Source organism: bacterium 336/3, from assembly GCA_001281695.1.
Taxonomy (GTDB): domain Bacteria; phylum Bacteroidota; class Bacteroidia; order Cytophagales; family Thermonemataceae; genus Raineya.
The window spans coordinates 1,031,725-1,056,416 of sequence record LJIE01000001.1 but is presented as its reverse complement, the minus strand read 5'-3'; the positions used below and the strand labels follow the sequence as shown (position 1 = coordinate 1,056,416).

General features: G+C 31.2%; 20 protein-coding genes, 1 pseudogene and 1 other annotated feature. Of the genes and pseudogenes, 6 read left to right on the top strand and 15 right to left on the bottom strand.

Features of this window, described 5'->3' with window-relative positions:
* The first annotated feature begins 94 nt into the window (after positions 1-94).
* Positions 95-622 (top strand): RNA polymerase subunit sigma, encoded by a 528-nt coding sequence (locus AD998_05030; GenBank protein ID KOY85600.1) that lies wholly within the window; start codon positions 95-97, stop codon positions 620-622.
* Between the two features lie 21 nt (positions 623-643).
* Here the strand turns inward: AD998_05030 and AD998_05025 are convergent, their stop codons facing one another.
* Together AD998_05025 and AD998_05020 are read right to left on the bottom strand one after the other, a co-directional pair.
* The gene (locus AD998_05025; GenBank protein KOY85599.1) at positions 644-1,255 is read right to left on the bottom strand and encodes a hypothetical protein; all 612 of its coding nucleotides are present in this window, start codon (positions 1,253-1,255) and stop codon (positions 644-646) included.
* A complete protein-coding gene (locus tag AD998_05020; GenBank protein KOY85598.1) occupies positions 1,242-2,225 on the bottom strand; it encodes a hypothetical protein in 984 nt (327 codons plus the stop codon). Before AD998_05020 ends, AD998_05025 begins: the two co-directional genes overlap by 14 nt.
* A gap of 102 nt (positions 2,226-2,327) precedes the next feature.
* Between AD998_05020 and AD998_05015 the strand changes: the two genes are divergently transcribed.
* Positions 2,328-2,630, top strand: coding sequence for an NADH-quinone oxidoreductase subunit K (locus AD998_05015; GenBank protein KOY85597.1), 303 nt, complete (start codon positions 2,328-2,330; stop codon positions 2,628-2,630).
* A gap of 52 nt (positions 2,631-2,682) precedes the next feature.
* On the opposite strand, the gene AD998_05010 is transcribed toward AD998_05015, so the two are convergent.
* The 3 genes from AD998_05010 to AD998_05000 are packed head-to-tail and all read right to left on the bottom strand — an operon-like array spanning position 2,683 to position 5,604.
* Positions 2,683-3,195, bottom strand: coding sequence for a hypothetical protein (locus AD998_05010; protein KOY85596.1), 513 nt, complete (start codon positions 3,193-3,195; stop codon positions 2,683-2,685).
* Positions 3,186-4,382, bottom strand: coding sequence for a hypothetical protein (locus tag AD998_05005; protein ID KOY85595.1), 1,197 nt, complete (start codon positions 4,380-4,382; stop codon positions 3,186-3,188). The genes AD998_05010 and AD998_05005 overlap by 10 nt, the downstream gene beginning before the upstream one ends.
* Positions 4,375-5,604, bottom strand: a complete 1,230-nt coding sequence (locus AD998_05000) for a hypothetical protein (protein ID KOY85594.1) — start codon at positions 5,602-5,604, stop codon at positions 4,375-4,377. The genes AD998_05005 and AD998_05000 overlap by 8 nt, the downstream gene beginning before the upstream one ends.
* 163 nt (positions 5,605-5,767) lie before the next feature.
* Positions 5,768-5,868: a binding site (SAM riboswitch), on the top strand.
* Between the two features lie 209 nt (positions 5,869-6,077).
* Here AD998_05000 and AD998_04995 point away from each other — a divergent pair.
* Positions 6,078-7,382: a sodium:proton antiporter gene (locus AD998_04995; protein KOY85593.1), complete on the top strand. Its 1,305-nt coding sequence runs from the start codon at positions 6,078-6,080 to the stop codon at positions 7,380-7,382.
* Positions 7,383-7,411: 29 nt separating this feature from the next.
* On the opposite strand, the gene AD998_04990 is transcribed toward AD998_04995, so the two are convergent.
* The 10 genes and pseudogenes from AD998_04990 to AD998_04945 all read right to left on the bottom strand — a co-directional run bounded on the left by AD998_04990 (position 7,412) and on the right by AD998_04945 (position 21,518).
* A complete protein-coding gene (locus AD998_04990) occupies positions 7,412-9,997 on the bottom strand; it encodes a hypothetical protein (protein ID KOY85592.1) in 2,586 nt (861 codons plus the stop codon).
* Positions 9,990-10,841 carry a hypothetical protein gene (locus AD998_04985; GenBank protein KOY85591.1) on the bottom strand — a complete coding sequence of 284 codons (852 nt, stop codon included), beginning with the start codon at positions 10,839-10,841 and terminating at the stop codon, positions 9,990-9,992. Before AD998_04985 ends, AD998_04990 begins: the two co-directional genes overlap by 8 nt.
* 17 nt (positions 10,842-10,858) lie before the next feature.
* A complete protein-coding gene (locus tag AD998_04980) occupies positions 10,859-14,368 on the bottom strand; it encodes a DNA polymerase III subunit alpha (protein KOY85590.1) in 3,510 nt (1,169 codons plus the stop codon).
* Positions 14,369-14,434: 66 nt separating this feature from the next.
* Complete coding sequence (locus AD998_04975; GenBank protein ID KOY85589.1) at positions 14,435-15,442, bottom strand: hypothetical protein; 1,008 nt, start codon at positions 15,440-15,442, stop codon at positions 14,435-14,437.
* Positions 15,443-15,527: 85 nt separating this feature from the next.
* Positions 15,528-16,595: a hypothetical protein gene (locus AD998_04970; GenBank protein KOY88061.1), complete on the bottom strand. Its 1,068-nt coding sequence runs from the start codon at positions 16,593-16,595 to the stop codon at positions 15,528-15,530.
* 117 nt (positions 16,596-16,712) lie between these two features.
* Positions 16,713-17,525, bottom strand: a complete 813-nt coding sequence (locus tag AD998_04965; protein KOY85588.1) for an enoyl-ACP reductase — start codon at positions 17,523-17,525, stop codon at positions 16,713-16,715.
* A gap of 61 nt (positions 17,526-17,586) precedes the next feature.
* On the bottom strand, positions 17,587-18,630 hold the full coding sequence (locus tag AD998_04960) for a hypothetical protein (protein KOY85587.1): 1,044 nt from the start codon (positions 18,628-18,630) through the stop codon (positions 17,587-17,589).
* A gap of 75 nt (positions 18,631-18,705) precedes the next feature.
* Positions 18,706-19,221 (bottom strand): hypothetical protein, encoded by a 516-nt coding sequence (locus AD998_04955; GenBank protein KOY85586.1) that lies wholly within the window; start codon positions 19,219-19,221, stop codon positions 18,706-18,708.
* A 151-nt stretch (positions 19,222-19,372) separates the two neighbouring features.
* Positions 19,373-20,368: pseudogene (locus AD998_04950) on the bottom strand (hypothetical protein).
* A 190-nt stretch (positions 20,369-20,558) separates the two neighbouring features.
* Entirely contained in the window at positions 20,559-21,518 is a 960-nt protein-coding gene (locus AD998_04945; GenBank protein ID KOY85585.1) for a hypothetical protein, read from the bottom strand.
* Positions 21,519-21,829: 311 nt separating this feature from the next.
* Between AD998_04945 and AD998_04940 the strand changes: the two genes are divergently transcribed.
* The 3 genes from AD998_04940 to AD998_04930 all read left to right on the top strand — a co-directional run bounded on the left by AD998_04940 (position 21,830) and on the right by AD998_04930 (position 24,665).
* Positions 21,830-23,365, top strand: coding sequence for a cell division protein FtsZ (locus tag AD998_04940; protein KOY85584.1), 1,536 nt, complete (start codon positions 21,830-21,832; stop codon positions 23,363-23,365).
* Positions 23,366-23,444: 79 nt separating this feature from the next.
* On the top strand, positions 23,445-23,870 hold the full coding sequence (locus tag AD998_04935; protein ID KOY85583.1) for a 2-aminomuconate deaminase: 426 nt from the start codon (positions 23,445-23,447) through the stop codon (positions 23,868-23,870).
* A 165-nt stretch (positions 23,871-24,035) separates the two neighbouring features.
* Positions 24,036-24,665 carry a hypothetical protein gene (locus AD998_04930; protein KOY85582.1) on the top strand — a complete coding sequence of 210 codons (630 nt, stop codon included), beginning with the start codon at positions 24,036-24,038 and terminating at the stop codon, positions 24,663-24,665.
* Positions 24,666-24,692: the final 27 nt, after the last annotated feature.

Here is a 24,692-nt window from a genome sequence, read left to right as displayed (position 1 = left end):
TTTATGTTAAACAATATAAAAATAAAGTTAAACAAAAACTTGGAATTTTGTTTAACTTTTTATACATTTGTATTAAACAAAACGAGTTACCAATATGACAGTTCTCGAATTCAATTATCAGCTTGAACGAGCATCAAAATCTCTAAAGCCTTTCGCTATGAGACTTACCAAAGATTTGGAAGATGCTAATGATCTTATACAAGAAACTCTATTTAAAGCCTTCACGAATAAAGAGAAGTTTGCTGATGGTACAAACCTCAAAGCATGGCTTTATACCATCATGAAAAATACGTTTATTACCAACTATCAACGTATGGTAAGACGTAAAACATTTATAGATACTACTGAAAACCTACATTTTATTAATAGTGCAAATACTATTGCAGAGAATGGAGCTACATCTTCTTTTGCATTACAGGAAATTTCTACTGCCTTAGAGAATCTTGAAGACACTTACAGAAATCCTTTTTTAATGTATTACAAAGGCTTTAAATACCATGAAATTGCAGAAAGACTTGCCATACCTATTGGTACGGTCAAAAATAGAATTCATATTGCTAGAAAAGAATTGAAAGATACACTTCTAAAGCTTGGCTATGAGGATAGAAACAAAAAAGACTGATTATAAATCAGTCTTTTTTGTTTAATCTTTACTAATAAATGCTATCATAACGCCTAAAGTAATTGCTTGTCTCTTATCACCATATCTCATTTTCCACCCAATGTTTGGTGAAATTAGTAATCCATCCTTTACCAAGATTTGAAAGCCAGTTCCAACTTCTAAAATAGCTTTTACTTCTTTATCATTGAGATTAAGTTTAGAGTCTGTAAATGTATTATATTCAAAAGATGCTGGATAGATATAAGGTGATATGCGTAAATTATCCCCACCCAAGTGAAATTGTACACCTTCAGGAATAATAACAGGCAAAATAACCAAACCTATCAGTTCATTGACAAAATTTCCACTTGTCCAAAACCATCCACCACCACTCAGAGCTGCTTGAGTAAGCAAGCCACCCAAACCATAATGTACCATCACTCCTTTGTTTGTCTGATTCACTCCAAACATGATTCTATTATTAAAACTTACATGGTCACCTACATAGTATTGAAGACCAACACCATAAAACCTTTTAAAGTCACTTGCTCCTTTATAATACAAATCTTGTGAAGTACTAAAACCTAAAGCTATTTGTGCTTTTGAAGCATGTCCAAACAAAAGAACTAATACACATATTTTAAGAATTCGCATATCGTAATTTTTTATACATTTGATACAATTTAGAAAGTTTTAACCGATTTTTGCCTAAAAATTCTATAAATTTTGTCAAAAAAGTTCTATATTTCCTCAAATTCAACTGATTTAAGAAATTACTATATTCATCAAGTAAATCAAAATTTTCGGTAAAAAAACATTGCCTTTGATGATACTGAACATTTTGAGCTAATAATTTAAACTCCTCTTCTTCTACACAAAAATCATACACTTTTTTTAAAACAACCAAAGTAGATGCTAACAATGGATTCTTTTGAGTTTGATAAAATCCGCTTGATAAAGAGTGAGCAGTTCTACGATACAGTGTTGTAATTTTGTCTAAATACACAAAATCAGCGATTTGAGACGCTCGTACCCACAAATCAAAATCCTCGTAAGCAAGTGTTTCATCATAGCCATTTAATGAAATCAGCATTTCTTTTCGGAGCATCATGGTGGGAGGACAAATAAAATATTTTTCTAAAATATTTTTAAAAACCTTCCCTTGTGGAGGCTTTTGAATAGCTTCTTGTTTGGAATTGACAGGATAATGATAACCTATTTTTTTACTTTGCTCATCAATTAAAATGGCATTGGTAAATAAGATTCCTACATTTCCAAGTTGTTTTTCAAAAAAAACAACTTGTTGCTCTATTCTTTCAGGAAGCATCACATCATCCAATGCAAAATCTATAACGTATTTACCTTTTGCTTTAGAAAGTCCTTCATTAAATGATATACAATTTCCTTGATTAATAGAATGAAAAACATATTGTATAGGAATATGGGTTGGGTGTTTTTCTAAAAAAGATTTAATCACCTCCACACTGTTGTCTATACTAGCATCATCAATTATGATAATCTCAAAATTTCGATATGTTTGATTCCAAATAGACTCTAAAGCCTCATTGATATACAAGGCATGGTTATAAGATAGGGCAATGATAGAAACAATTGGTGTATTCATACTAAACTTTCATGAAATATATCATGATTTTCATAAACTATCATTGGTACAATCAGAAAAAATATTACACATTTGTATTGTAATTATTATTCTAATAAAAATATGATTGATATACAAATATATTTATTGATAGGCGTTTTGATGTTTTCTTTGGGAATTTATATCATGCTAAGTAAGAAAAATGCTATCATGATACTCATTGGTATAGAGCTTATTTTAAATGCTGCCAATTTGAATCTTTTAGCTTTCAGCAATTACCACAACCATATTGATGGACAAACATTTACTTTATTTATTATGATTATTGCAGCGACCGAAGTGGCTCTTGCTTTAGCCATTATTTTCAAAATGTATAAATATTTTCAAAATACAAATTTAGACGAATTCAACACATTGCATAGTTAAGTTAAACACCCTGAACAAAATGTAAAAGCCTATCTTTGATAGGCTTTTGTTATTACCATATTACCCAATCCGAATATACATATCCTCTCCAAATTTTTCTTTTTTCCTCAGTCTGGGAGTTATAATATTTTATTCTGATTTTAACACCACATTTCTGGGGCAAGCTACGAATTTTAGCATATTCCCATAAAGTTTGCTGGTTATGAGTTTTCTCTGCCCATTCCAAAAGGTTTATGATATGAGTAATACTTTCTTTTGGTTTTAATTGAATTGTAACAGGATAAGCTTTATCTCTACTATCTTTAAAATCTATTCCATAGATATGTTCATAATCGGGAGTTATGGCTTCGAGTTCAAAATAATCGTAATGTAAACTCTCCCCAGCTTTTACATGACTATTCAAATACAGGTTATCAGAGTATATATTGGTGATTTTCACTTCTATTTTTCCATCTTTCAAAACTTTCAAATCAACTTGTAAGCTTTTGTTTTGAGTATCATCTTGAGCCATTATTGAAAAGGGTAATAGTAAAATCAACAATATAAAACGATACATTATTTCCATTTTGTTTGGGATATATATTCTTTAGCTTCTTTGGCACAATTTCTTTGCCAGTTTTTATTCCAAACCACATCTTTTGGCAAGAGGATATCAGCATTACCTCCAAGTTCTAAATAAACCAACGATTCCAATCGCCAGATAAAGTCCAATGTTTTTATTTCGTTATTACCCAAACACAAACTACTTAAACAGGGACAGCCCTCAAATTGTGGATTTATCAGTATATTATAGGCTAAATTGATGTATTTACAACGTGGTAAGTCTTTTATCAGAATCTCCTTAAATTTATTACATGAAGCTAAAATTGTTTCTAAATATTGTAAACCATTTGCATAAAGTTTTTGAAGTTGATTATATCCTATCGAAAGGATTTCTAAGCCTTCTAATTTTTCTACATTTAGCTGTTTAAGCTGATTATACTCTAACTTTAATTCTTTGAGCTTGGGGAGATTGTTGAATTGTATTTGAGAAATCAAGTTTTTATTTAGATTGAGGTACTGTAAATTTTTAAGATTTGCAAGATTTATTTGTGTGAGCTTATTTTCATTTGCCCATATAATATCCAAGTAAGGCATATTGCTTAATTCGAGGCTTTCTAAATTACCAGCAGAAATATCTATTCTTTCTAGATTTGGAAATCCTGAAAGTTTTAATTCTTTGAGTAAATGTTTTTTACATGAAAAATACCATAATTTAGGCAAGTTTTCAAGTTCTATATTTTCTAATGGGTTATTTTCAATACTTAAATAGTATAAACTGGATAGATTTTTTATAGAAATATCATTAATTTGATTGAAATTGAGTGTAATAGTTTTGAGTGAAGGTAAATTTTTAAGTTCTACTCTTTCTAAACCATTATAACTTAAATTTAATTCAAGCAGATTAGGTAAATTGGCAATTTCAATGTTTTTAATTTTATTACCAGAAAGGTCTAAAACTGCCAAGTTTGGCAGTTTTTCTATTTTTATCTGCTCAATCTGATTGCTTACTAATTTAACTTTTCTGAGTTTGGAGAATTTTGAGAGTTCAATTTTCTTAAGATTGGTTTTATGAATTTTAAGACTTTTTAAATGCTGATATTTAGAAAAAGGAACTGGTAATTCTGTTAAGTTTTCATCATTTTCAATAGATAAAAACTCATCTTTATTTTCCCAGTTTTCCTTTAAAATAGATTCAAAAGTATTACTCATGGCTCGAAAAGTATTTTTTTATTTTCTCTAAACTATTTTCATAAGGATATTTACCCAAAAATTTCTCAGGAATAAGAGTGGTCTTCCATGCAGAACTTGTAATATACAAAGACTCTAATTGAGGCATTTTTTTTATAAAATCTAAGCTTTCTAAAGGATTTGATGCTATATCGAGTGTCTTTAAAGATTTAAGATTCACAAGTTCTTCTGCATTTTCAATATAATTTCCCATAACATTCAGATTCGTAATTTCTGGAATATTTTCTAACCAGTCAAATTTAGTTAAGTGGTTATTCTTGAAGTATAGTCTTGTGAGTTTGGGTAAGTTTTGAAACTTAACCTTTCTTACCAAATTATTTTCACAATAAATCGTTGCAAGTTCTGAAAAGTCTTGTAGTTTCAGTTCTATTAAGATATTTCCAGAAATACTTAGGTTTGTCAGTTTGGGTAATTCTGAAGCTTCAAGAATTAATTTTTTGAGTTTTGAATTGTAACAATACAGATGTGTCAGAGATGGCAGGTTTTTTAAATGTAACACCTCAACTTTATTATCACTGATATCAAGTTCTTTGAGATTTGGTAAATCTGAAAGATATATCTCTTTTAATCTATTTTCTTTAATGTTGAGTATTTCCAAACTTTCAAACCCTGAAAGTCGAATTTTTTCAAGTAGATTACGTGTTAATGTCACTTTTTTAAGTGCAGGCAACTCTTTTAGACTTATACTATTCAATCTATTTTCTCTTAAATTAAGCTCAACAAGATTCGACATTTTCTGAATTTGAGCCTTTTCAAGTTTACAATTATAGAGTTTTAGATGCTCTAAATTTGGCAAACCTCCAATATTTATTTTAACAAACTGATTATGAGATAAATTAACAGATTTTAATAGTGGTAAGTCTTGTAGTTTAATCGTCTCCAACTCATTTCTTTCTAAATTGATGTGTTCAAGTTTAGGAAAATCTGTAAGTACAGCTTTTTTGAGTCTATTACCTCTCAAATCTAAATTTTTGAGATTTTTAAGTTGATTTAGATCACTTGGTAGTTTTTTGAGTTTATTTAAAAATTTCCAGTCTCCATCAGAATATTCTTGAGGATGTCCAAAATCATCTTTGATATCAAATTCATCGCCTATTATTAAACTTTCCAAATAAAATTTTTCAAGTACGCTATCAGGGATTTTCTCTAACTCCTGATAGCTTAAATTAAGTGTTGTGTTCATGAAGTTTTTATTATATCATACAATTTATGATATTTCTCTAAAATATCATAAAAAATAAAACCAAATAAAATTTGGCTTATTCGTTTTTTCAATATAGCTTTGCAACATCATTCAATTACACCTCTTCAAATCTAAGATTCTCTCTTAGTTGATTATTGTAATTGTTTTATAAAGAAGCACGAAGAGAACAGGCTCTAAGAAGTGCTGGCAACCTGCTTAAGCAAGGTGCTAATTCCTGCCTAAACTATTTAGGAAATATAAAACTTATACAAACATGCAAAAGAACTTATTTTTTTCAGCCACATTTTCTTACATAACCAAATATAATTTGGAAACAACAATCTTCATGGCTTTGCTCTGTTGTTGCTGTTAAGCTAATCATCATTTTAGTCTATTCATATTTTTTTACAGGCTTCTAAGCGTCTGTAATCATATCTATTTTTTGTACCTGAAACTCTTAATTATATCATAACATGAAAAAAGGAAAATTCATAGCCTTATTGCCTTTGTTGTTCTTTATTGGAACATACTTTTCTCTTTCTCTCTACTTCAATGACTTTTACAAAGTTCCCGTACTTGTCATATTTCTCATATCCTTATTTATTGCTTTTCTTCAATTTCCTAAGGTAAAGTTTGACCGCAAACTCAAAGCCTTTGCCGAAGGAGCTGGCGATGAAAACATATTACTCATGATTGTTATTTTTTTGTTGGCTGGCATTTTTGGACAAGTCAGTAAGGATGTAGGAGCAATTAGTGCTACCATTCATTTTACTTTAAAATATTTACCTCCACAACTTCTCATAGCAGGTTTATTTTTGGTAGCAAGTTTTATTTCAATTGCATTGGGTACTTCTGTGGGAACGATTGCAGCTCTTGCTCCGATTGCTGTGGGTTTAAATGAAAATATAGAAGGAAGTCTGCCTATTGCCCTTGCAGCAGTAGTTGGAGGCTCTATGTTAGGTGATAATCTTTCGTTTGTCTCTGATACTACTATCGCAGCTACCCGAACACAAGGCGTAAACATGAAAGATAAATTCAAGGTGAATTTTAAAATAATTCTTCTTCCTGCACTTATTACGTTTACAATTTATGCTTTTTCAAATATCAATAGTCAAAACTTCGAAAATCCTGAACCTTCTCATTATCATTTTTTTAAAGTTATCCCCTATTTAGGCGTTTTTATCATTGCTTTATTGGGCGTAAATGTTATCTGGACACTTTTAATCGGAATTATCAGCTACACATTGGTAGGCATTTATGAAGGTTTCTCTTTAGAAAAATTATTTGTTTCTGTTAATCAGGGAATGGGAAGTATGTTTGAATTAAGTATTCTGTGCCTGATTATTGGGGGTGTTGTAGGTATCATCAGGTTACAGGGAGGAATTGACTTCTTACTGGAGCAGGTTTTTAAAAGAATTGACTCTCCCAAAAAAGCAGAATTAGGTATTTTTTTCTTAACAGGACTTATCAATGTATGTATTGCCAACAATACCATTACCATTGTAATTGTGGGACCTTTAGCCAAAGAAATTTCTTTAAAATACAATGTTGCTCCTAAAAGAAGTGCAAGTATTTTGGATACTGTTTCTTGCTTTGTACAAGGCATTATTCCTTATGGAGCTCAAATTTTGACAGCATTGGCTATTGCCTCCATGAAAGTTTCGCCTTTAGAAGTTATTCAATATCTGTATTATCCTATTCTCACAGGTATTTTTACACTGTTATTTACTTTACTTAAAAAGAAGGAATCCCATAATCAGCCACTTATGGCTTCATAAATAAAAACTCTACCTTTTGGTAGAGTTTTTTATACTATGTAAGAAAAATAAAACTTTCTTAAATTCTCATTATCATTATCTTTTAAGTATTTTTCTAAATATTCTTTTAACTTTTGAGATTTCCATATAATTTCTCTTAAACTTGTGTATCTAATTTCATGTATCCACTTTATTTGAAATAAAGAATAATCAAAACTTTCTGGTTCTATGAGCCATTCAAAATAAGGAGAGTGTGTTTTTATTTCTTGAAATACAGTATCTTGAAAATCTAACCTATATTTATAGCCAATGCTGATAGCTGCTTCATAATGTTTGCCCTCTATTATCTTATCAAAATATTCTTTGTAATCAAGCATTCCTGCATACATAGCCTCATAAAAAATATAAATGTCAAATTTTTCATACAAATAACTTTGAAGCTTTTCTATTATTAAATTCTTAAAGTTTTCAGCTATAATTGGGTATATATAAACTAACAACTCTCGTTCATTTTGAGAATTTACTAATATTTTTTCTATAATCTTTATATCATCTATTTGATAATTTCTATCATATTTTTCAAATCTCCAAACCAGCAATCGCATAATCTGTAGGTGCTGGTGTTTAAATTCATCTATTGTAGACAAAAATTTAAGGAAATCAAATAATACTTCTGAAAGTTTCTCATTTTTTAAATCCTCTTCTTTTAAAGATAAAAATCCCTTTAAAAAATGTTGCATTTCTCTATCTTTAGTGATAATGGGTGTTTCTTTCCAGAAATTCAGGATTTTCTCTAAAATCATTTCAAAAGATTCTGTTTCTACTTTCATATACCCCAAAACAAGGAGTAGATTTTTACATATATTTTTATATGTTCCTAAAAATTTTCTATTTGTTCGCTCTTTGAGTAATGGTAAAATTAATGAAAGGTTATTCTTAGAGTCAAAAAAATTATTTACCCTATCCCAAAACATATAAGAATTACTTTGATAGTTAATTTCTTTAACCTGATACTTATCAAAGCATTTGTCTAAATCTTCTGCATGACAGTAAAGCACAATATTTGATAATAAAGTATCGTCAAAGTGTTTTAATTTTGATGAATCTTTATCTTTAGGTATGCTATGAGAAGCTATAAAAGCTTCTGTTGCCAAAGCTACTATATCATAAAATTCTTTAAAATGTTGAAATATTAACCCGTTACCTACATAAAAAAGTATAAGTTCATTTAATTCTACTTTTAAACCATCTATCTCCTGACTCCAAACAGTTCCTCCATTTTTTATTCTATGATAATTATCAATAAGTTTTTTCGATGAATCTGTTATTTCTGTAAAACCATAGTAAAAAGTTTTCTCCTCTTTAATCCATTCTAATAATTCTTTTTCTTTCTTAGACACATTCATGTCTCCTATAGTTTTCCATTCATCTACATTTTTGAATTGTTCTATTACCTGCTCTCCTTTTATCCTATCAATGAATCCTTCGGAAATCAGCCATTCTATCTCTGTATCATACTTGCTTAACTTTACAATGTTATGAACACATATTAGCCTTAGGATATTTTTTTCATCTTTTTTAAGTTTTGCTTCCAAATCAATGTAGCATTGGGCAGACGTAAAGTAATTTCCAAATAAATAGTGAGCAAAAGCATTGTCCATTGCTTCATTTTTATTTTCTGTATTAGTTTCTTGTAGCAACTGAGCAGACCTTGCAAAGTTAAAATCTTGATAAGAACATAATATGCAATCACAATTAATATGATTTTCTAATATAATATTTTTATACTCATTTTCTTTTTTATCCAACCATACATAAAGAATTTGTGCATGATTGAGTTGCTTCAAAATAAATTTTAACTTTTCATCATAGTTATCTACATTATCTAACTCTTCTGGAATATTATACTCCACTTCATCAACATTAGTCGTTATTTTATCAAAAAAATCAAGAAGTTCCTTATTTCGAGTTTGCAACGAATAATTACCTAAATAACTATATTCATCTCTACTTTTATTAAAAGGATAAAGATTCATCAAAAAATTCCTTGGGAGAACAAGAATATCTTCAAATCTTTTTAATGAGAAATATAATTGATCTATTATGTGAGTATGTTTAAAAAAATCATCTTCTGATATTCTATTTTGGGGATTAGAATTATTCTCAGAAATATCAAAACTATTATTGTTTTCCTGATTTTCGATATTATTATTAAGATTAAGTCTCTCATCATCTAATTGATAATTAGTTGCTAAGAGGCTATCATACAAACTATCAAATCTTGCCTCAGTTAAACTATCTAATATTAAAATTGGTTCTGAAAATTGTAAAGTACCATTTGAATATTTTTGTAAATAATCTAAATAACTTCCTATCCAATTAGTATCATTTGCTCCTTTTGTTTGAATTTGTGCTTCTAAATTTATAACATTTTGAGATAGTTTTTTATCTATTTGAGTAGTAATGTAGTTTATTATACTATTGCTATTAAGTAGTTTTATCGCAATTGTTTTTCTTAAATCAGAAAAGCGAAATTTAACGGAGTTCTCATCAAATCCTATCAAACCAATACTTAATCTATCATTTGCAGATAAATTTGGGACTATTTGAATCAATGTGTAGTAACTTTTAGGCATAATCTTCTATATGATCAAAAAAACATTCTAAAACGTTTTTATTTCTTTGTTGGTGAAATAGAAAATTATATAATTTTTCTTTATCTATTTCATTTAATCCAAACTCAATAGGTATGTTATCTAAAATTTCACAAAAATGTATTCTACAAATTTCAACTTTTGCTTTAAAGAAACTTTCAACATCATTTCTGAACGGCTTATCATTCTGATATTTTTTAAAAAGTTCTTTAGCTAAGTTCGTAAATAAAATATTATCATTAAAACTTTGTGAAACTCCAAAATCTGGATGTAAATCTTTGTAAGCAATTGAATTAAAGCAAAAAGCATGGTCCAAAGCATACACTTTTTTTCTATTTGTACTAATGTGTTGAATTAAAGTGTTTGGATTACTTGGCTTTCTATCATCATTTTCTACCCATATATCAAATAACCCTATCTTCCAAATATTATCTTTATTCTCAATAGTATTTATTTCAAGCCATGAACTTGGTTCTGTCAATGTATTCAATTCTATAATATTTCCTTCTACTAATAAACTTCCAACAGCAGGAATATTATCATAATAATGAGCTTTATGATATTTTTTAGAATATTTTAATAGTTTTTCTTGAAAAGACTTCGAGTTTAAATCTAATAATATTATTTGAGGTGTTGGTAACTGCCATATTGATAATAAACCATTACATATTATTTCAGAACAAAGGTAGTATGCTGGTAATATACCTCCATAGTTTTTTATAAAATATGTTTGATTATCATCAGCTATTACCTTTAAAGGACTATGTCCTGTTGTTTGTATTTCATCTAAAATACCAAGTACATTTTTTCTATCTATACTCTGCATAATCAGCAAATACCATTTTACAATATTTTACAACTCACACCATCCAAATGCTCTAAACTTTCTAAAAGTGTATTTTCTACACTGACTGCATATTTTTTAGAAAAAGTTTGAATACTTATTTTTTCTTGGCTATCAAAAAGTGTCATTTTGAGAGGCACTTTGCCCTTATGGGTTTGTAGAAGTGTTTCGAGTTCAGCGACCAAACGTTCTGATAAAAACTGCAAATCTACTTGCAAATGAATATTTTTAATGGCTTTACCACGTACTTCACTCAAAAGCTCAATGTTTTGAACTTTAAGCTCGTACTGGTCTTCATTACCCCAACGTTTTTGCATTTTTCCCTTGATAAACAAGAAATTATTGAGTTGAGCAAAACCTGAAAATTTTGCATGGTCAGAGCCGAAAAGAGCTAACTGAGTGCTACTTTCGTAATCTTCTATTTTAAACAATGTAAAATAATTACCATTTTTGGCTTGTTTCATTTGTACTTCTGTAACAATCCCACCTACAAAAATTTCTTTATCTCTATAATTTTGTATATCAGATAGTTTACAAGTAACCAAATGATTCATTTCTATTCGGTATTGGTCTAATGGATGCCCCGAAATATAAAAACCTACCACATCTTTTTCTTTGTTTAATCGCTCCATTTCGCCCCAAGCCTCTACATTTCGAGGTAGTTTGGGTGTAGGAATTAGGTTATTAGCTCCACCACCAAAAAGAGATTGCTGTAAATTATTTTTCTCTGCTTGAATTCCGTTTCCATATCTGATAATTTTTTCAATCAGAGTTGTTCCATCTTCTTGTGTAAAATATGATTCTCTTGAAACCTCCTTAAAACAATCAAAAGCCCCAGCCTGAGCCAAGCTCTCAAATGTTTTTTTGTTTACAGATTGTAATGTTACTCTCTCTGCAAAATCGAAAATACTTTTAAACTCCCCATTATTATCTCTTTCTTCAATCATATTGGCAACAGCCACCTCTCCAGCTCCTTTGATAGCTCCCAAACCAAAACGTATTTTACCTTGCTTATTCACGTCAAAAGTTGCATAACTTTCATTGATATCAGGACCCAACACATCTAAAGTTTGTTTTTTACACTCTGCCAAAAAGAAAGTAATTTTTTCAATATTACCCATAGAGTGAGTAAGCACCGAAGCCATGTATTCTGATGGGTAATTAGCTTTTAAATAAGCTGTTTGATAAGCAATTACCGAATATGCTGCTGAGTGAGAACGGTTAAAACCATACTCAGCAAAGCGTTCCATAATGTCAAATATTTCATTGGATTTCTTTTCGTCTATGTTGTTAATTTCTTTAGCTCCTTTCACAAACTTCTCACGCTCTTTTGCCATTTTCTCTTTGTCTTTCTTACCCATTGCTCTACGTAGCAAATCAGCTCCTCCAAGTGAGTAGCCTGCAATAATCTGAGCAGTCTGCATAATCTGCTCCTGATAGACCATTATACCATAGGTATTTTTCAGGATAGATTCTAACAGTGGATGTGGATATTCGACTGCTTCTCTGCCTTGCTTTCTATCAATAAATAAAGGAATAAAATCCATAGGACCTGGGCGATACAAGGCATTCATAGCAATCAAATCTTCGATATTAGTAGGCTTGAGTTGCTTCAAATACATTTGCATCCCTTCAGATTCAAATTGGAATGTACCAACTGTTTCACCTTTTTGGTAGAGTTCAAAAGTTTTCAAATCATCCAAAGGAATTTTATCAATATCTATCTCTACCCCTTTATTTTTCTTGATAAGTTTAATAGCATCTTTGAGAATCGTGAGTGTTTTTAGTCCCAAAAAGTCCATTTTAAGCATTCCTGCATCTTCAATAACTTTTCCATCAAATTGAGTGATAAACAAATCAGACTCGTTATCTGTGCAAACAGGAATATAGTTCGTAATATCATCTGGGGCAATAATGATGCCCGCAGCGTGTACACCTCTGTTTCGTACAGAGCCTTCTAAAATCAATGCTTCTTTAAGCACTTTACTTCTCAGTCCACCTTCTTCTAAAATAGCTTTAATTTCAGGTTTTCCATATTCATCTTTTAATTTTGTACCTGGTTTATCAGAAATCAGTTTGGCGAGTACGTTGGTTTCTTCCAGAGGCAGTTCAAGCACACGTCCCACATCTTTGATTGCCATTTTAGCAGCCATTGTACCATACGTAATAATAGAAGCTACTTGGTGTTTACCATATTTATCTACTACATAATCAATTACTTTTTGCCTTCCTTCATCATCAAAGTCAGTATCAATATCGGGCATGGATACCCTCTCTGGATTTAAGAAACGTTCAAAAAGTAAATTATACTGGATAGGGTCGATATTGGTTATACCAATACAATATGCCACAGCCGAACCAGCAGCAGAGCCACGCCCCAAACCAACGCCCACATCTAACTTTCTGGCTGCATTGATAAAATCTTGTACAATTAAGAAGTAACCCTCAAAACCCATTTTCTGCATGACTTCCAACTCAAAATTGAGGCGTTGCTCTATCTCAGATGTAAGAGCTGGATATTTGTATTTTGCTCCTTCAAAAGTAAGATGTCTCAAGAAATCAAATTGTGTATTAAAGCCCTGTGGAAGAGGGAAATTGGGCATCAAAACATCTCTTTTGAGCTTAATATTTTCAATTTTATCAAAAATTTCGTTGGTATAGTCCAAAGCTGTAGGTACATCTGCAAATAGCTTATTCATTTCTTCTTGTGTTTTGAAATAAAACTGACTATTTGGAAATGCAAAACGCCCTTTGCTACTTTCTTCATCACTGGCTTTTGGGTCAGAAACCTTCGCTCCTGTATTGATACACAACAAAATATCGTGAGCATTGGAATCTTCTTCTTCTACATAATGCGAATCGTTGGTGGCTATTACTTTGAGATTGTATTTTCTGGCAAAACGTAAAAGGGTTTGGTTTACATCTTCTTGGCTCATCCCTTTGCCATTTACATTCTCCAAATGGTGTCTTTGGAGTTCTATGTAATAATCGTCCCCAAACAAATCTATCCACCATTTCAAGAGTTCTTCTGCTTTTTCTTCACTTTCATACATAATTGCTTGTGGAACTTCCGCCCCCAAACAACATGAAGTAGCAATCAGTCCTTTGTGATATTGTACCAAAAGTTCTTTGTCTATACGAGGGTATTTGGAATAATAGCCCTCAATAAAACCCAAAGAACACAGTTTTGCAAGATTTCTGTACCCTTCTGGATTTTTGGCTAATAATAGTTGATGATAACGTTTGTCTTTTTCTCCTTTTTTGAATGTCTTGAGGTGTCTGTCTTTTACCAAATAAAACTCACAGCCTACAATGGGTTTTAAGTTATGGGCATTGGCTTCGGCTACGAATTTAAAAGCTCCAAACATATTGCCATGGTCTGTCAGGGCTACGGCTTTCATCCCATTTTTTTGGGCTTTTTTCATCATTTCTTTGATACTCGCCGCTCCATCCAACAACGAAAACTGTGTATGGCAATGCAAATGTGTAAAAGGAATTATCTCAGACATATTGGGGATTTTTTTAGTAAAAATACAGTTTTTTGAGAGGTTTAGCAAATGAAATTATTGAGTATATCAGGCGGGATATTGAATGCAATAATCATCTATTGTCTTTTCTAAGTTTTTAAGTGTTTTATAAAAATTATCCATAAGAATATCTCCATTATTATCTTTTTTAAAAGCATTTTCTACAATAGCTAATGTTGATTTTTCTGCAACACGAAATTTATTTGGTTTTATTAAGTTTAAACCATTTTTTTTGGCTACGGGTATTATTTGATTTAATATTTGATAGAGTGTTCTAGCATCTCCTTCATAATCTGCTATTTTAATTACAAGTTTAATATTATCTTCTGAATGAAATGAATTTTCTATTTGTATGTGTATTTCATTTATTTTATGTGCACTCTTCCAATGATACCACAAACCTAAAAAACCTCCAGATTTATTAGGAACATATCCCCAATCTGAAAAAGTACCTTTACCTAACAAATTCTGAATTTCCATGTAAAAACCTTGACAAGCTCTCCCATTATTAACTACATTTTCAAGTTTTCTATAAGATTTTGTTTGATTTTCTATTTCCATCAAATAATCTTTAAAATCAATAAAAATATCATTAACTATTTCTTCTTTTGTAAAAAGTTCTAATAAATCACTTCTGCTTATTATTTTATACCCCTTCTCTTCTATTTTTTTCAATTTATACATACTTTCATTCTCTGTTTTTAGATAAATAAATATTAGTTGATGGTGTTTATTTGCATACTCTTTTAAGGCAATTTCTTTATATTTTTCTAATTGATTACTATGTTCTCCAGCCCATTTTTTATCTTCTATAAAAATAGCATACTCATCATTAACTTCAATAGTAATATCAATATTTACCCATTGACGCCATATTTCAACTTTATGTATTTCATAATTTATTTTACCTATGAATAATCTTATTATATCTTTAGATATATTGCTTAAAGGTAAATTATACTCATAATTATTACCATCAGCCCACTCCAATAGCCATGCAAAAAAAGCATCTTGGGATAATTCACTTGTTGCCCATTTAAAAATATTTGGTATCATAACTTTAATAATTTTAGTGAACCTTAATATAAAAAAAATAGCTACCTGAATATTCAAGTAGCTTGTTATTTTTTAGTAAAATCTTTTACTCATAAAAACCTTCCATCGCTTCTTCCACCAAATCAGCAATATCAGGATGATCGCCATTATCGAGTACAACAAATACATATCCATCTTCTAAATCTATACCTAAGTAAGTATTATACCCTTCCCAACTTCCCTCATGGCTTATGAAACCTTCTCCTTCTAATTCCCAGCCAAATCCATAAGTAGTTTTCTTTCCATTAGCTAAGGTAGCTGGTGTAAAAGCCTCATCAAGTGTGTCTTGGCTTAATAAATCGCCATTTATGAGAGCGTGTGCATAAATAACTAAATCTGAAACTGAACTAAAGATATTTCCATCACCCACCAATCCATCTAAATAATTATAAGTATAATCTTCATAATCACCATCATCATTTGTAGTAAAACCTTGTGCTGCTTTTTTAGGTGTTTTATTTGGTTTTCTACATGCAAATGAGTTTTTCATACCCAAAGGTTCAAATACATATTTTTTAATAAAATCTTCAAAAGACATCCCTGAAGCCTTTTCAACAATACATGCTAAAAAGACATAACCAGTGTTGGAGTATTCGTACTTTTCTTCGGGTTCAAAATCTAGCTCTAATTCTTCTCCCGAATAAATTTCTAATAAATCTTTTATTGTAAAAAAATCTTTTTCTGTATCTCCATCCCAGTATTCCTCAACAATATCCTCATAATCAGGCAACCCAGATGTATGATTTAATAAATGTCTAATCGTAATATTATCGTAAGGTAAATTGGTTAAATATGTAGTTATTGCATCATCATAGTCCAGTTTTTCTTGTTCGTAAAGAAGCATAATACAAGTAGCTGTAAACTGTTTACTTACAGATGCAAGGTTAAATATAGAATTGACTGCTAAATTTTCTTCCGTTTCAATATCAGCTATTCCAAAAGCTTCCTCATAAAGAGCTTCTCCCTGATGAGCTACTACTACCACACCATTAAACTCTTCTTGTTCATAGGCTTCTTTAAAAACTTCTTCAAAAGATTGTTCGATACCGTCCATATTTTTGAGTATTTTAAAATGAATTAAACATAGTTTATCATTGCCAATATAAGAAAAAATACTCCTTTTTACATTCTGCAAATATTTTTTTACAAGTTCTGTTTCTTTTCACAAAAACAAAAAAAGTTGCTACCCAAACACCCGAGTAGCAACTTTTCAAATATTATAAAATGAGTTTTATTTACTCAATCTTTCTACTACAGCAGGAGAGATACCCATAGAAGAGAAACCTCCATCATGGAATAAATTCTGCATAGTTACACTCTTTGTAAGGTCAGAGAATAGCGTAATACAGTAGTCTGCACAAGCCTCAGCAGAAGCATTGCCAAGTGGTGACATCAAATCTGCATAATCAAAAAATGCATCAAAACCACCAACGCCCATACCAGCTGTTGTTTTAGTAGGCGATTGAGAAATCGTGTTTACACGAACTTTCTTCAAACGTCCATAACGCTCACCATAACTACGAGCAATAGACTCCAACAAAGCTTTTGCTTGTGCCATATCCGAATAATCAGGGAAAGTACGTTGGGCAGCAATGTAAGTAAGCCCCAAAACAGAACCATATTCATTCATGGCATCTAATTTCTCAGCTACTTGAAGCATTTTGTGAAAAGAAAGAGCTGAAATATCCAAGGTTTTTTGTAACCAATCGTAGTTCAAATCACCATAGTCTTTGCCTTTACGAACATTAGGACTCATTCCAATAGAGTGCAAAACGAAATCTATTTTACCACCCAAAAGCTCCATAGATTTTGTGTATAAGTTTTCAATGTCTTCTACCACTGTAGCATCAGCACCAATTACCTCAGTGTTGCAATGAGCAGCCAGTTCATTGATTTTACCCATACGCATTGCCACAGGTGCATTGGTAAGTGTAAAAGTAGCACCTTCTTCTTTTGCTCTAAGAGCTACTTTCCAAGCAATAGAGTTTTCGTCTAAAGCTCCCGTAATGATTCCTCTTTTTCCTGCTAATAAATTGTAAGCCATATAATTTGCTTGTTTGATTGACGTAGTTTAATACTTAATTTGGTTGGAAATATCTTGATTTTCATTCAGATTTTTTGAAAAAACTTTGAATATTTTTACTCAAAGCGATAAAACTTCTTGCTCTACCACTAAAACTGGCTCTTGAGTAGGCGAATTCCCAACCTTTTACCTTAAATGCCAACCCTCCAGAAAAGCCTGCAAGTCTTGTAGCTTCAGAGAAGCGGAGTTCTCTATTTCTTAAATGATTATACCCAAAACGCAAATGAAAGTTTTTACTCAATAATAGCTCTGTTCCAAATACAAGATGTCTGAACAATTTATCTGTAAAGCTAATTTTTTTGGTTTGAGTTTGTCCAGTAAAGGGGTCAATAGTATTGGAAAATGCAGGGTCGTTATAGGCTATGTCCCAGCGATAAAGATTATGAGTAGTAACCGAAAAACGGAGTGGCATGTGTTCAGGTTTAAAAGAAACTCCTAATCTCACATCAAAGGGCATTTTTAGGTTATTACCTGATAAATAATTTTTGAAAGAAAATCCTAAGTTATTAATTGTCAAACCTATTTTTAAATCTTTAATAGGATGCACAAAAGCCCCACCCAAATCAGTAGCCAGCCCAAAAGCTGTGTAAGAGGCTATATTTGAGCCTATAAACTTCATATTTACTCCAAACCTAAAATTTCCTGACTCAAAAGATTTTCCTGTGGTGATGGCATAATCGGCAGCCGAAAATTCACCAATTACATTACCTGCTTCATCAGTTTCTTGGATATTTCCATAGCGTATATATTGTAGTCCCATGCCTATAGTCCCCACACTGCCTCCAAAATCGTGTCCATAAGTCAGCAAAAAATGAGGGATTCCTGTATAAAACGAGCTAAAATTAAAGGTTGCATTGCCTGCCATAGAACTATCTATCAGAGCAGGGTTATTCAAGAACATATTGGCATCAGTATGTGAAAGAGAATTATTTACTCCACCCACAGCCATTGTTCTTGGATTTGCTGAGAGATTAAGATATTCAAACGATTTACGTCCTCCTATCTGAGCTTTTGTAATAAAAGATATCAATAAAAAACTGATGATATATATTTTCCTATCAACCATTCTCTTTTTTAAGCAAATATATAAAAAAATGAGAAGTAGACTTTCTACTTCTCATTTTTCTTTTGATAATATCTGTTAGATTAAAATTCCTAGACTCAATAATTTTTGAGAAACTTTGAGTTTTGATTTCTCACACTGTTGTTTATTCACTTGGTACATCAGTTTTCCTTCCATGACTATAAAATTAAAACAAGTAACATCTTTCACTTTTTCATCTTCAGTAATAAGCATCACGTTTCTACCTGCTATTTTCTGATAAACCTGTTTGATATCGAAATTGGAAGCATAAGGAACAAACAAAACGTCACAACCTACTATTTCGGCAGGTGTATTAAACTTTTTGATAATGAATTTCAAGTTATAAGTACTTTTGGTGGCAGCCATTCTCTGCAGACCTTGATATAAAGGAGTATTTCCTAAAACCCCTATGGTAATCTCTGTTTTTACATCAGGCCATTGTGTAAAACGGCAGAAATTATAAATATAAATCGGGTGATGGGCGTAATTACGTATCCCTTGCCCTAAGGCACTTTGTCCAATGCTTACAAAAAGCATCAAACCAAAAATACGATAAAGTAAGGCTCTACTCATAAAACTTTTTTGCTGTTTTTAATGGCGTAAATGTATTTTTGCTTAATTTTCCCAAAATTTAGTGAATAAATATGAAACTTTCAAAAACTGCAAATTCTTTTCTTAAAGAGTGCTGTAAGGTTTTAGGCAAAAAATTAAAAATATTTCTATTTTACAGCAAACCTAATGCCACTTTATAACGCAAAATTCTTTTCACAGAATCATAGATTTGCTCTTTGAATAACTCATCTTTTTGCATCAATTCTACCACATCTTTAATGAGTTGAGCCTCATTTTCAGGCATTAATATCATGTCACAACCTGCTTTTACAGCTTCTACAGACGCATTTTTAACTTTTTGTACCCCTCCCATATTCATGGCATCTGTAATGATAATACCCTGAAAACTTAATTCTTTTCGTAATAAGTCTGTTACAATTAATCTTGAGCAAGTAGCTGGTAAACCTTGTGTATCATATTTGGGGTTATTTTTCACAGCAATATGCCCTACCATAATAGATGGTACATCTTTAGAAATCAGATATTTATAAACACCTAATTCTTTTAATTCGCCATCAATATATACCAAGTTTTTGTGAGTATCTCCTTTCACATAACCATGCCCAGGGAAGTGTTTGGCAGTAGCCATAATGCCTTTACTACGCGATGTATTGATAAAAACCTCACTAAGTGTCATTACTCTTGAGGTATCGCTTCCAAAACTACGATTGCCAATGGCTACGTTTTTAGTGGTTAAATCGCAGACAGGAGCAAAATTTTGAAGAATTCCTATATCCAAAAGGTCTTCGGAAATGGACAATGTGGCATCTTTACACTCCGTTGTATCTTGTAAAAGAGAAGTCGCTTTAACCGTTTTTGTACCTTTTATTTTATAATTTATTAGGCTTGGCTCTGCATCTGCACTATAAATGAGAGGTATTCCTTTATTATTTTTTACAATTTCATTGAATTCAGCTACATATTTTTTGAACTCGTTTTTTGTACCATTTAAAAGCAAAATCCCTCCAATTTTCTGATTCTTAACCAGTTCCAACACTTCTTTTTTGGGTTTCCCCAGTTTTCCAGTTGCTGTTACAATCATCTGGGCAACCTTTTCTTCATCAGAAAGAGTATTGAAAATTGCTTCTACTTTCTGGTCTGGCGTCTGAAAAAGCGTAAGAAAAAACCCTACAAAGTAATTATAAAGATTCATTGTGATGTATTTTTGAACTAAAAATAAATATTATGCTCAAGTTAGCTAATATTTTTATTTTTATCTATAAACTCCAAAAAAATTAAATAGGGTAAAAATTCTAATTGGTGTAAGATTAATTCAAACTTTTACCCTATTTTCTTATTTACCAATTCATTGAAAAGTTTAGAGTAAGGGCTTGAGCGTATTGTGGTTTAAGGTCTTGGTCTTGGTCGTAAAGCAAAATTCCTGATAGTTTTACATTGGCAAATTTATTAATTTTTGCTATGAGAGTAGCCTCTACACGCATATCTGTTGCAGCAGGGTCTTTGTAAGTACTAAATGACCAATAATGAGCTTGAAATATCAAGTTTTTAGCAATTTCTTTGTTGAAATCAGCTTCTATTGTAATCAAACCCAGTTCATTTCTAAAACTTTCACCTTCACTTGCTCCATAATTCACTTTAGGGTCAAAACCATCTGTAGCTTCATTGATAATGCCATTACCATTCAAATCCAAAGCTCTGTTATTATTGAATCGCTCTTCCATTACAAAAGTCTGACGCATACTGGCTATACCAAATCGAGCCCAAAAGTACTTAACAGGTTTGTATTCAAAACCTGCTGCTTCTGTTAAGAATGCTGGAGCAAAAAACTTAGAAATCAGATTATCTTGTGTGGATACTACATTGCCATTGGCATCTTTGAAGACTTTATTATACTCAAAACCTGCATCAAACTGACTTAGAAAATTAAGTGAGGCAAAAGCATTCCATGATTTTGAGATTTTATAACCAAATTTAGAATCTATAAGAATACGGTCTGTATTTTTGCGTAAATTCTGTCCTTTATTTTTTACAATACCATATTCTGTCCGAATAGAATTATCCCAAGATATTTTATCTTTCAGGTAATTAGCATTTGCATTAAAAAAACCTCCCAAAGCTATAGAACTGATACCACCTGCTTTCCAGTTATCAGAGAAAGAAGCCTGATTGAACCCAAACCCTAATTGAGCTGTTTTTTTCCAATAAGATGTGTCTTTTTTAACTATACTTATACTATCTTGAGCAAACACATTACCCAAAGAACATAGAAAAATCATAAAAATTGCTAATTTTTTCATAATAGATGGTTTTAAGTTTATATTTAATTGAAAAGCAATATAAAGTCTTTTTTCATATTTGATTTCTGTTTTTTTATCTTTTTTTATTTGCGTTTTATAATAGAAATGAACTTTTAAACTTTATATTTCAAACTACTTATAATTTATTAAAAAAAATGTTTCTAAATAATTTTGTTTTTTTGTGATTATTCGGTTATTTTGAACTTGAATTTTTGTGTAACAGCCAAAAAATACTTAGAAACAAATCGAACATTTCTTAGTTTTTTGCGTATTTTTTGTTATTCTTACAAAACTGATATTAAAAGAGCAGTATGTCTTATACATTCGTTAAGCAGAATTTACAAGGAAAATCTATTATAAAAGTAATAGGTGTTGGAGGTGGCGGTAGCAATGCTGTAAATCACATGTTTAATCGTGGGATTAAAGATGTGGAATTCATTGTTTGTAACACAGATGCTCAAGCTCTGAATGCGAGCCCTGTACCCAATAAATTACAAATTGGTATTGCTCTTACGGAAGGCTTGGGAGCTGGTGCAAACCCTGAAAGAGGAAAAGAAGCAGCCATAGAAAGTAAAGAGGATATTAGAGAGCTTTTAAGCTCTTATACCAAAATGATATTTATTACAGCTGGTATGGGTGGAGGAACTGGTACAGGAGCAGCTCCTGTTATTGCTCAAATAGCTCGTGATTTAGATATTCTAACTGTAGGTATAGTTACGGCACCTTTTGGCTTTGAAGGAAAAAAGAAAATTGACCAAGCCAACAAAGGTATAGAAGAACTTAGAAAGTATTGTGATACAGTGCTTGTCATTTCTAATGACAAACTCCGTGAAATGTTTGGTACAATGACCATGTCAGCAGCCTATGCACAAGCAGATAACGTTCTTACTACTGCCGCAAAAAGTATTGCAGAACTTATCACAGTTCAAGCCCATGTAAATGTGGACTTTGAAGATGTGAAAACTGTAATGCGTAACTCTGGTACAGCTGTAATGGGTTCTGCTAAAGCCGAAGGAGATAACAGAGCTTTACAAGCCATAGAAGAAGCTTTGATGTCGCCATTACTCAATAACAGAGATATCAAAGGTGCAAGAAAGATTTTGCTTTCTATTATGTCTTCTGATAAAGCAGAATTGCAAATGGATGAATTTGCAATGATTACAGATTATGTAACTGAAAAAGCAGGAGAAGCATCTGAGTTTATTTGGGGTACTGGTATAGATTCTACATTGGGCGATGCTATCCGAGTAACTGTGGTTGCCACTGGATTTAGTGTAGAAGATGGTGGAGTATATCCAATTGTACAAGAGATAGAAAAAAAAATTATTCATGATTTAGAAACTGGCAAACAGCTTCAAGAAGTAAGTGTTGAGACCCCCAAACAGAATATACAACCTATTCAACAGACAAAAGAAGAAGAGACAAGGGAGTTTATTTTAGAACCTGTTGTAAATTCTAAAACAAAACTTGTTGAAAATACTCCTCAAACAGAGAAAAAAGTTGAAAAAGTTGTCTATGACCTCAACAATCCTGATAAGGTAAAGACCATTAATGAAGAAGCTAAATCGTTGGACGAGGAAATACAACTCTCTGAAATGGAATTAAAGAAGCTTCAAATTCTTAAAAATAAACAAAAAAGAGAAGAGATTTTAAAAAGCTTGAGTACATCTTACACTGAAAATACAGATGACTTCAAAACTAAAAATGATGTTCCTGCTTATTTGAGGCATAATGTGAAATTAGATGATAATTCACATTCTTCAGAGAAAAAAATGTCAAAATTTAGTTTGGATGAAGATGGCCAAATACTCAACAATAACAAATTCTTTGATGATAAACCTGATTAATCAGGCTCTACAATACAAATTACTACAAGCCTCCAAATGAAAATTGGGGGCTTTTTTTAACACTTAGCCATAATAATCTATGCAACAAGACAATCATCTCATCAATAGTTCAAAAGCTCCTGAACCTGTGGGTTTGTATCCACATGCTCGTAAAGTAGGGAATTTGCTATTTCTTTCAGGTGTTGGACCCAGAGAACGAGGCTCAAAGAAAATACCTGGTGTAGAATTAGATGAACAAGGAAATATTATTAATTATGATATTGAGAAACAATGCCATTCTGTTTTCCAAAATATAAAGTACATCTTGGAGGATGCTGGCTCTTCTTGGGATAAAATAGTGGATGTAACGGTTTTTCTAACCAATATGAAAGAAGATTTCAGCACATACAATAAAGTATATGCTGAATACTTCAAGGATAACTTGCCTTGTCGAACAACTTTAGGGATTACAGCCTTGCCCACACCTATAGCTATTGAACTAAAGGTGATTGCTACAATAGACTAATCCTTTATTATTTGTTGCCAAAAGGATTACCGAATGGGTTACCAAAAGGTTGATTCATTGTCTTATTTGTTTATATTTATTGCAAGTGTAAGAAATTTATATAAAATTGCAAAAAATATGTAAGATTTTATTTTCTGATTTATAAAAAAACTGTATTATATCGAGATGAAACGTGTTTTTACTTTTTTAATTATCCTTTTACTTGGAGTTCTTGTATTTTTTCAAGTAAAAAACTACCGTAAGTTTTCTTCAAAAAATGCTTATGATTATGTAATAAATACTAAAGATATAGATATAAATTACTACGATTCAAAGCTAGTTTTAGAATATTTTGAAACAGCAACTAAATTAGGGAATTTTGCCAGAGAACAATGGGTAAATCATGGTGTAGATGTTTTATTTCCAGAAAACGACAATATCCAGTCTATAAATGCTTCTACTACATATCAAAAAATGTTGAGTAGGGTTAAATTTTTAGAAGCAAAACTTATCAATTCGCAAAAAATAAAAGCTCAAGGCTTTAATAATGATGCCATTGCTTACATAGAAAAACATGGAATTTCGGAAAAACAATATGCTGTTCATAGCATGATAATGGGTAAAGTGTTTAAGAAAGGCGATAGAGATGCCATCATTTGGGAAGTTCAAAAACTAATTAATCAAAAAGGAATAACTATTTTAATAGATGGATTCTTTAACGATGAAACAGAAGTAGCCATCAAGAAAATACAAGAACAAAAACAAGTTTATCCTTCAGGAGTATTGGATGAGAGTTTTATAAAATTATTGTATTAATTCGCAGAATAAATTGAGCAATAGTAA

Coding starts and splice junctions, on each gene's coding strand:
- AD998_05030 (KOY85600.1), top strand. CDS start 95: ATGACAGTTCTCGAATTCAATTATCAGCTTGAACGAGCATCAAAATCT.
- AD998_05025 (KOY85599.1), bottom strand. CDS start 1,255: ATGCGAATTCTTAAAATATGTGTATTAGTTCTTTTGTTTGGACATGCT.
- AD998_05020 (KOY85598.1), bottom strand. CDS start 2,225: ATGAATACACCAATTGTTTCTATCATTGCCCTATCTTATAACCATGCC.
- AD998_05015 (KOY85597.1), top strand. CDS start 2,328: ATGATTGATATACAAATATATTTATTGATAGGCGTTTTGATGTTTTCT.
- AD998_05010 (KOY85596.1), bottom strand. CDS start 3,195: ATGGAAATAATGTATCGTTTTATATTGTTGATTTTACTATTACCCTTT.
- AD998_05005 (KOY85595.1), bottom strand. CDS start 4,382: ATGAGTAATACTTTTGAATCTATTTTAAAGGAAAACTGGGAAAATAAA.
- AD998_05000 (KOY85594.1), bottom strand. CDS start 5,604: ATGAACACAACACTTAATTTAAGCTATCAGGAGTTAGAGAAAATCCCT.
- AD998_04995 (KOY85593.1), top strand. CDS start 6,078: ATGAAAAAAGGAAAATTCATAGCCTTATTGCCTTTGTTGTTCTTTATT.
- AD998_04990 (KOY85592.1), bottom strand. CDS start 9,997: ATGCCTAAAAGTTACTACACATTGATTCAAATAGTCCCAAATTTATCT.
- AD998_04985 (KOY85591.1), bottom strand. CDS start 10,841: ATGCAGAGTATAGATAGAAAAAATGTACTTGGTATTTTAGATGAAATA.
- AD998_04980 (KOY85590.1), bottom strand. CDS start 14,368: ATGTCTGAGATAATTCCTTTTACACATTTGCATTGCCATACACAGTTT.
- AD998_04975 (KOY85589.1), bottom strand. CDS start 15,442: ATGATACCAAATATTTTTAAATGGGCAACAAGTGAATTATCCCAAGAT.
- AD998_04965 (KOY85588.1), bottom strand. CDS start 17,525: ATGGCTTACAATTTATTAGCAGGAAAAAGAGGAATCATTACGGGAGCT.
- AD998_04960 (KOY85587.1), bottom strand. CDS start 18,630: ATGGTTGATAGGAAAATATATATCATCAGTTTTTTATTGATATCTTTT.
- AD998_04955 (KOY85586.1), bottom strand. CDS start 19,221: ATGAGTAGAGCCTTACTTTATCGTATTTTTGGTTTGATGCTTTTTGTA.
- AD998_04945 (KOY85585.1), bottom strand. CDS start 21,518: ATGAAAAAATTAGCAATTTTTATGATTTTTCTATGTTCTTTGGGTAAT.
- AD998_04940 (KOY85584.1), top strand. CDS start 21,830: ATGTCTTATACATTCGTTAAGCAGAATTTACAAGGAAAATCTATTATA.
- AD998_04935 (KOY85583.1), top strand. CDS start 23,445: ATGCAACAAGACAATCATCTCATCAATAGTTCAAAAGCTCCTGAACCT.
- AD998_04930 (KOY85582.1), top strand. CDS start 24,036: ATGAAACGTGTTTTTACTTTTTTAATTATCCTTTTACTTGGAGTTCTT.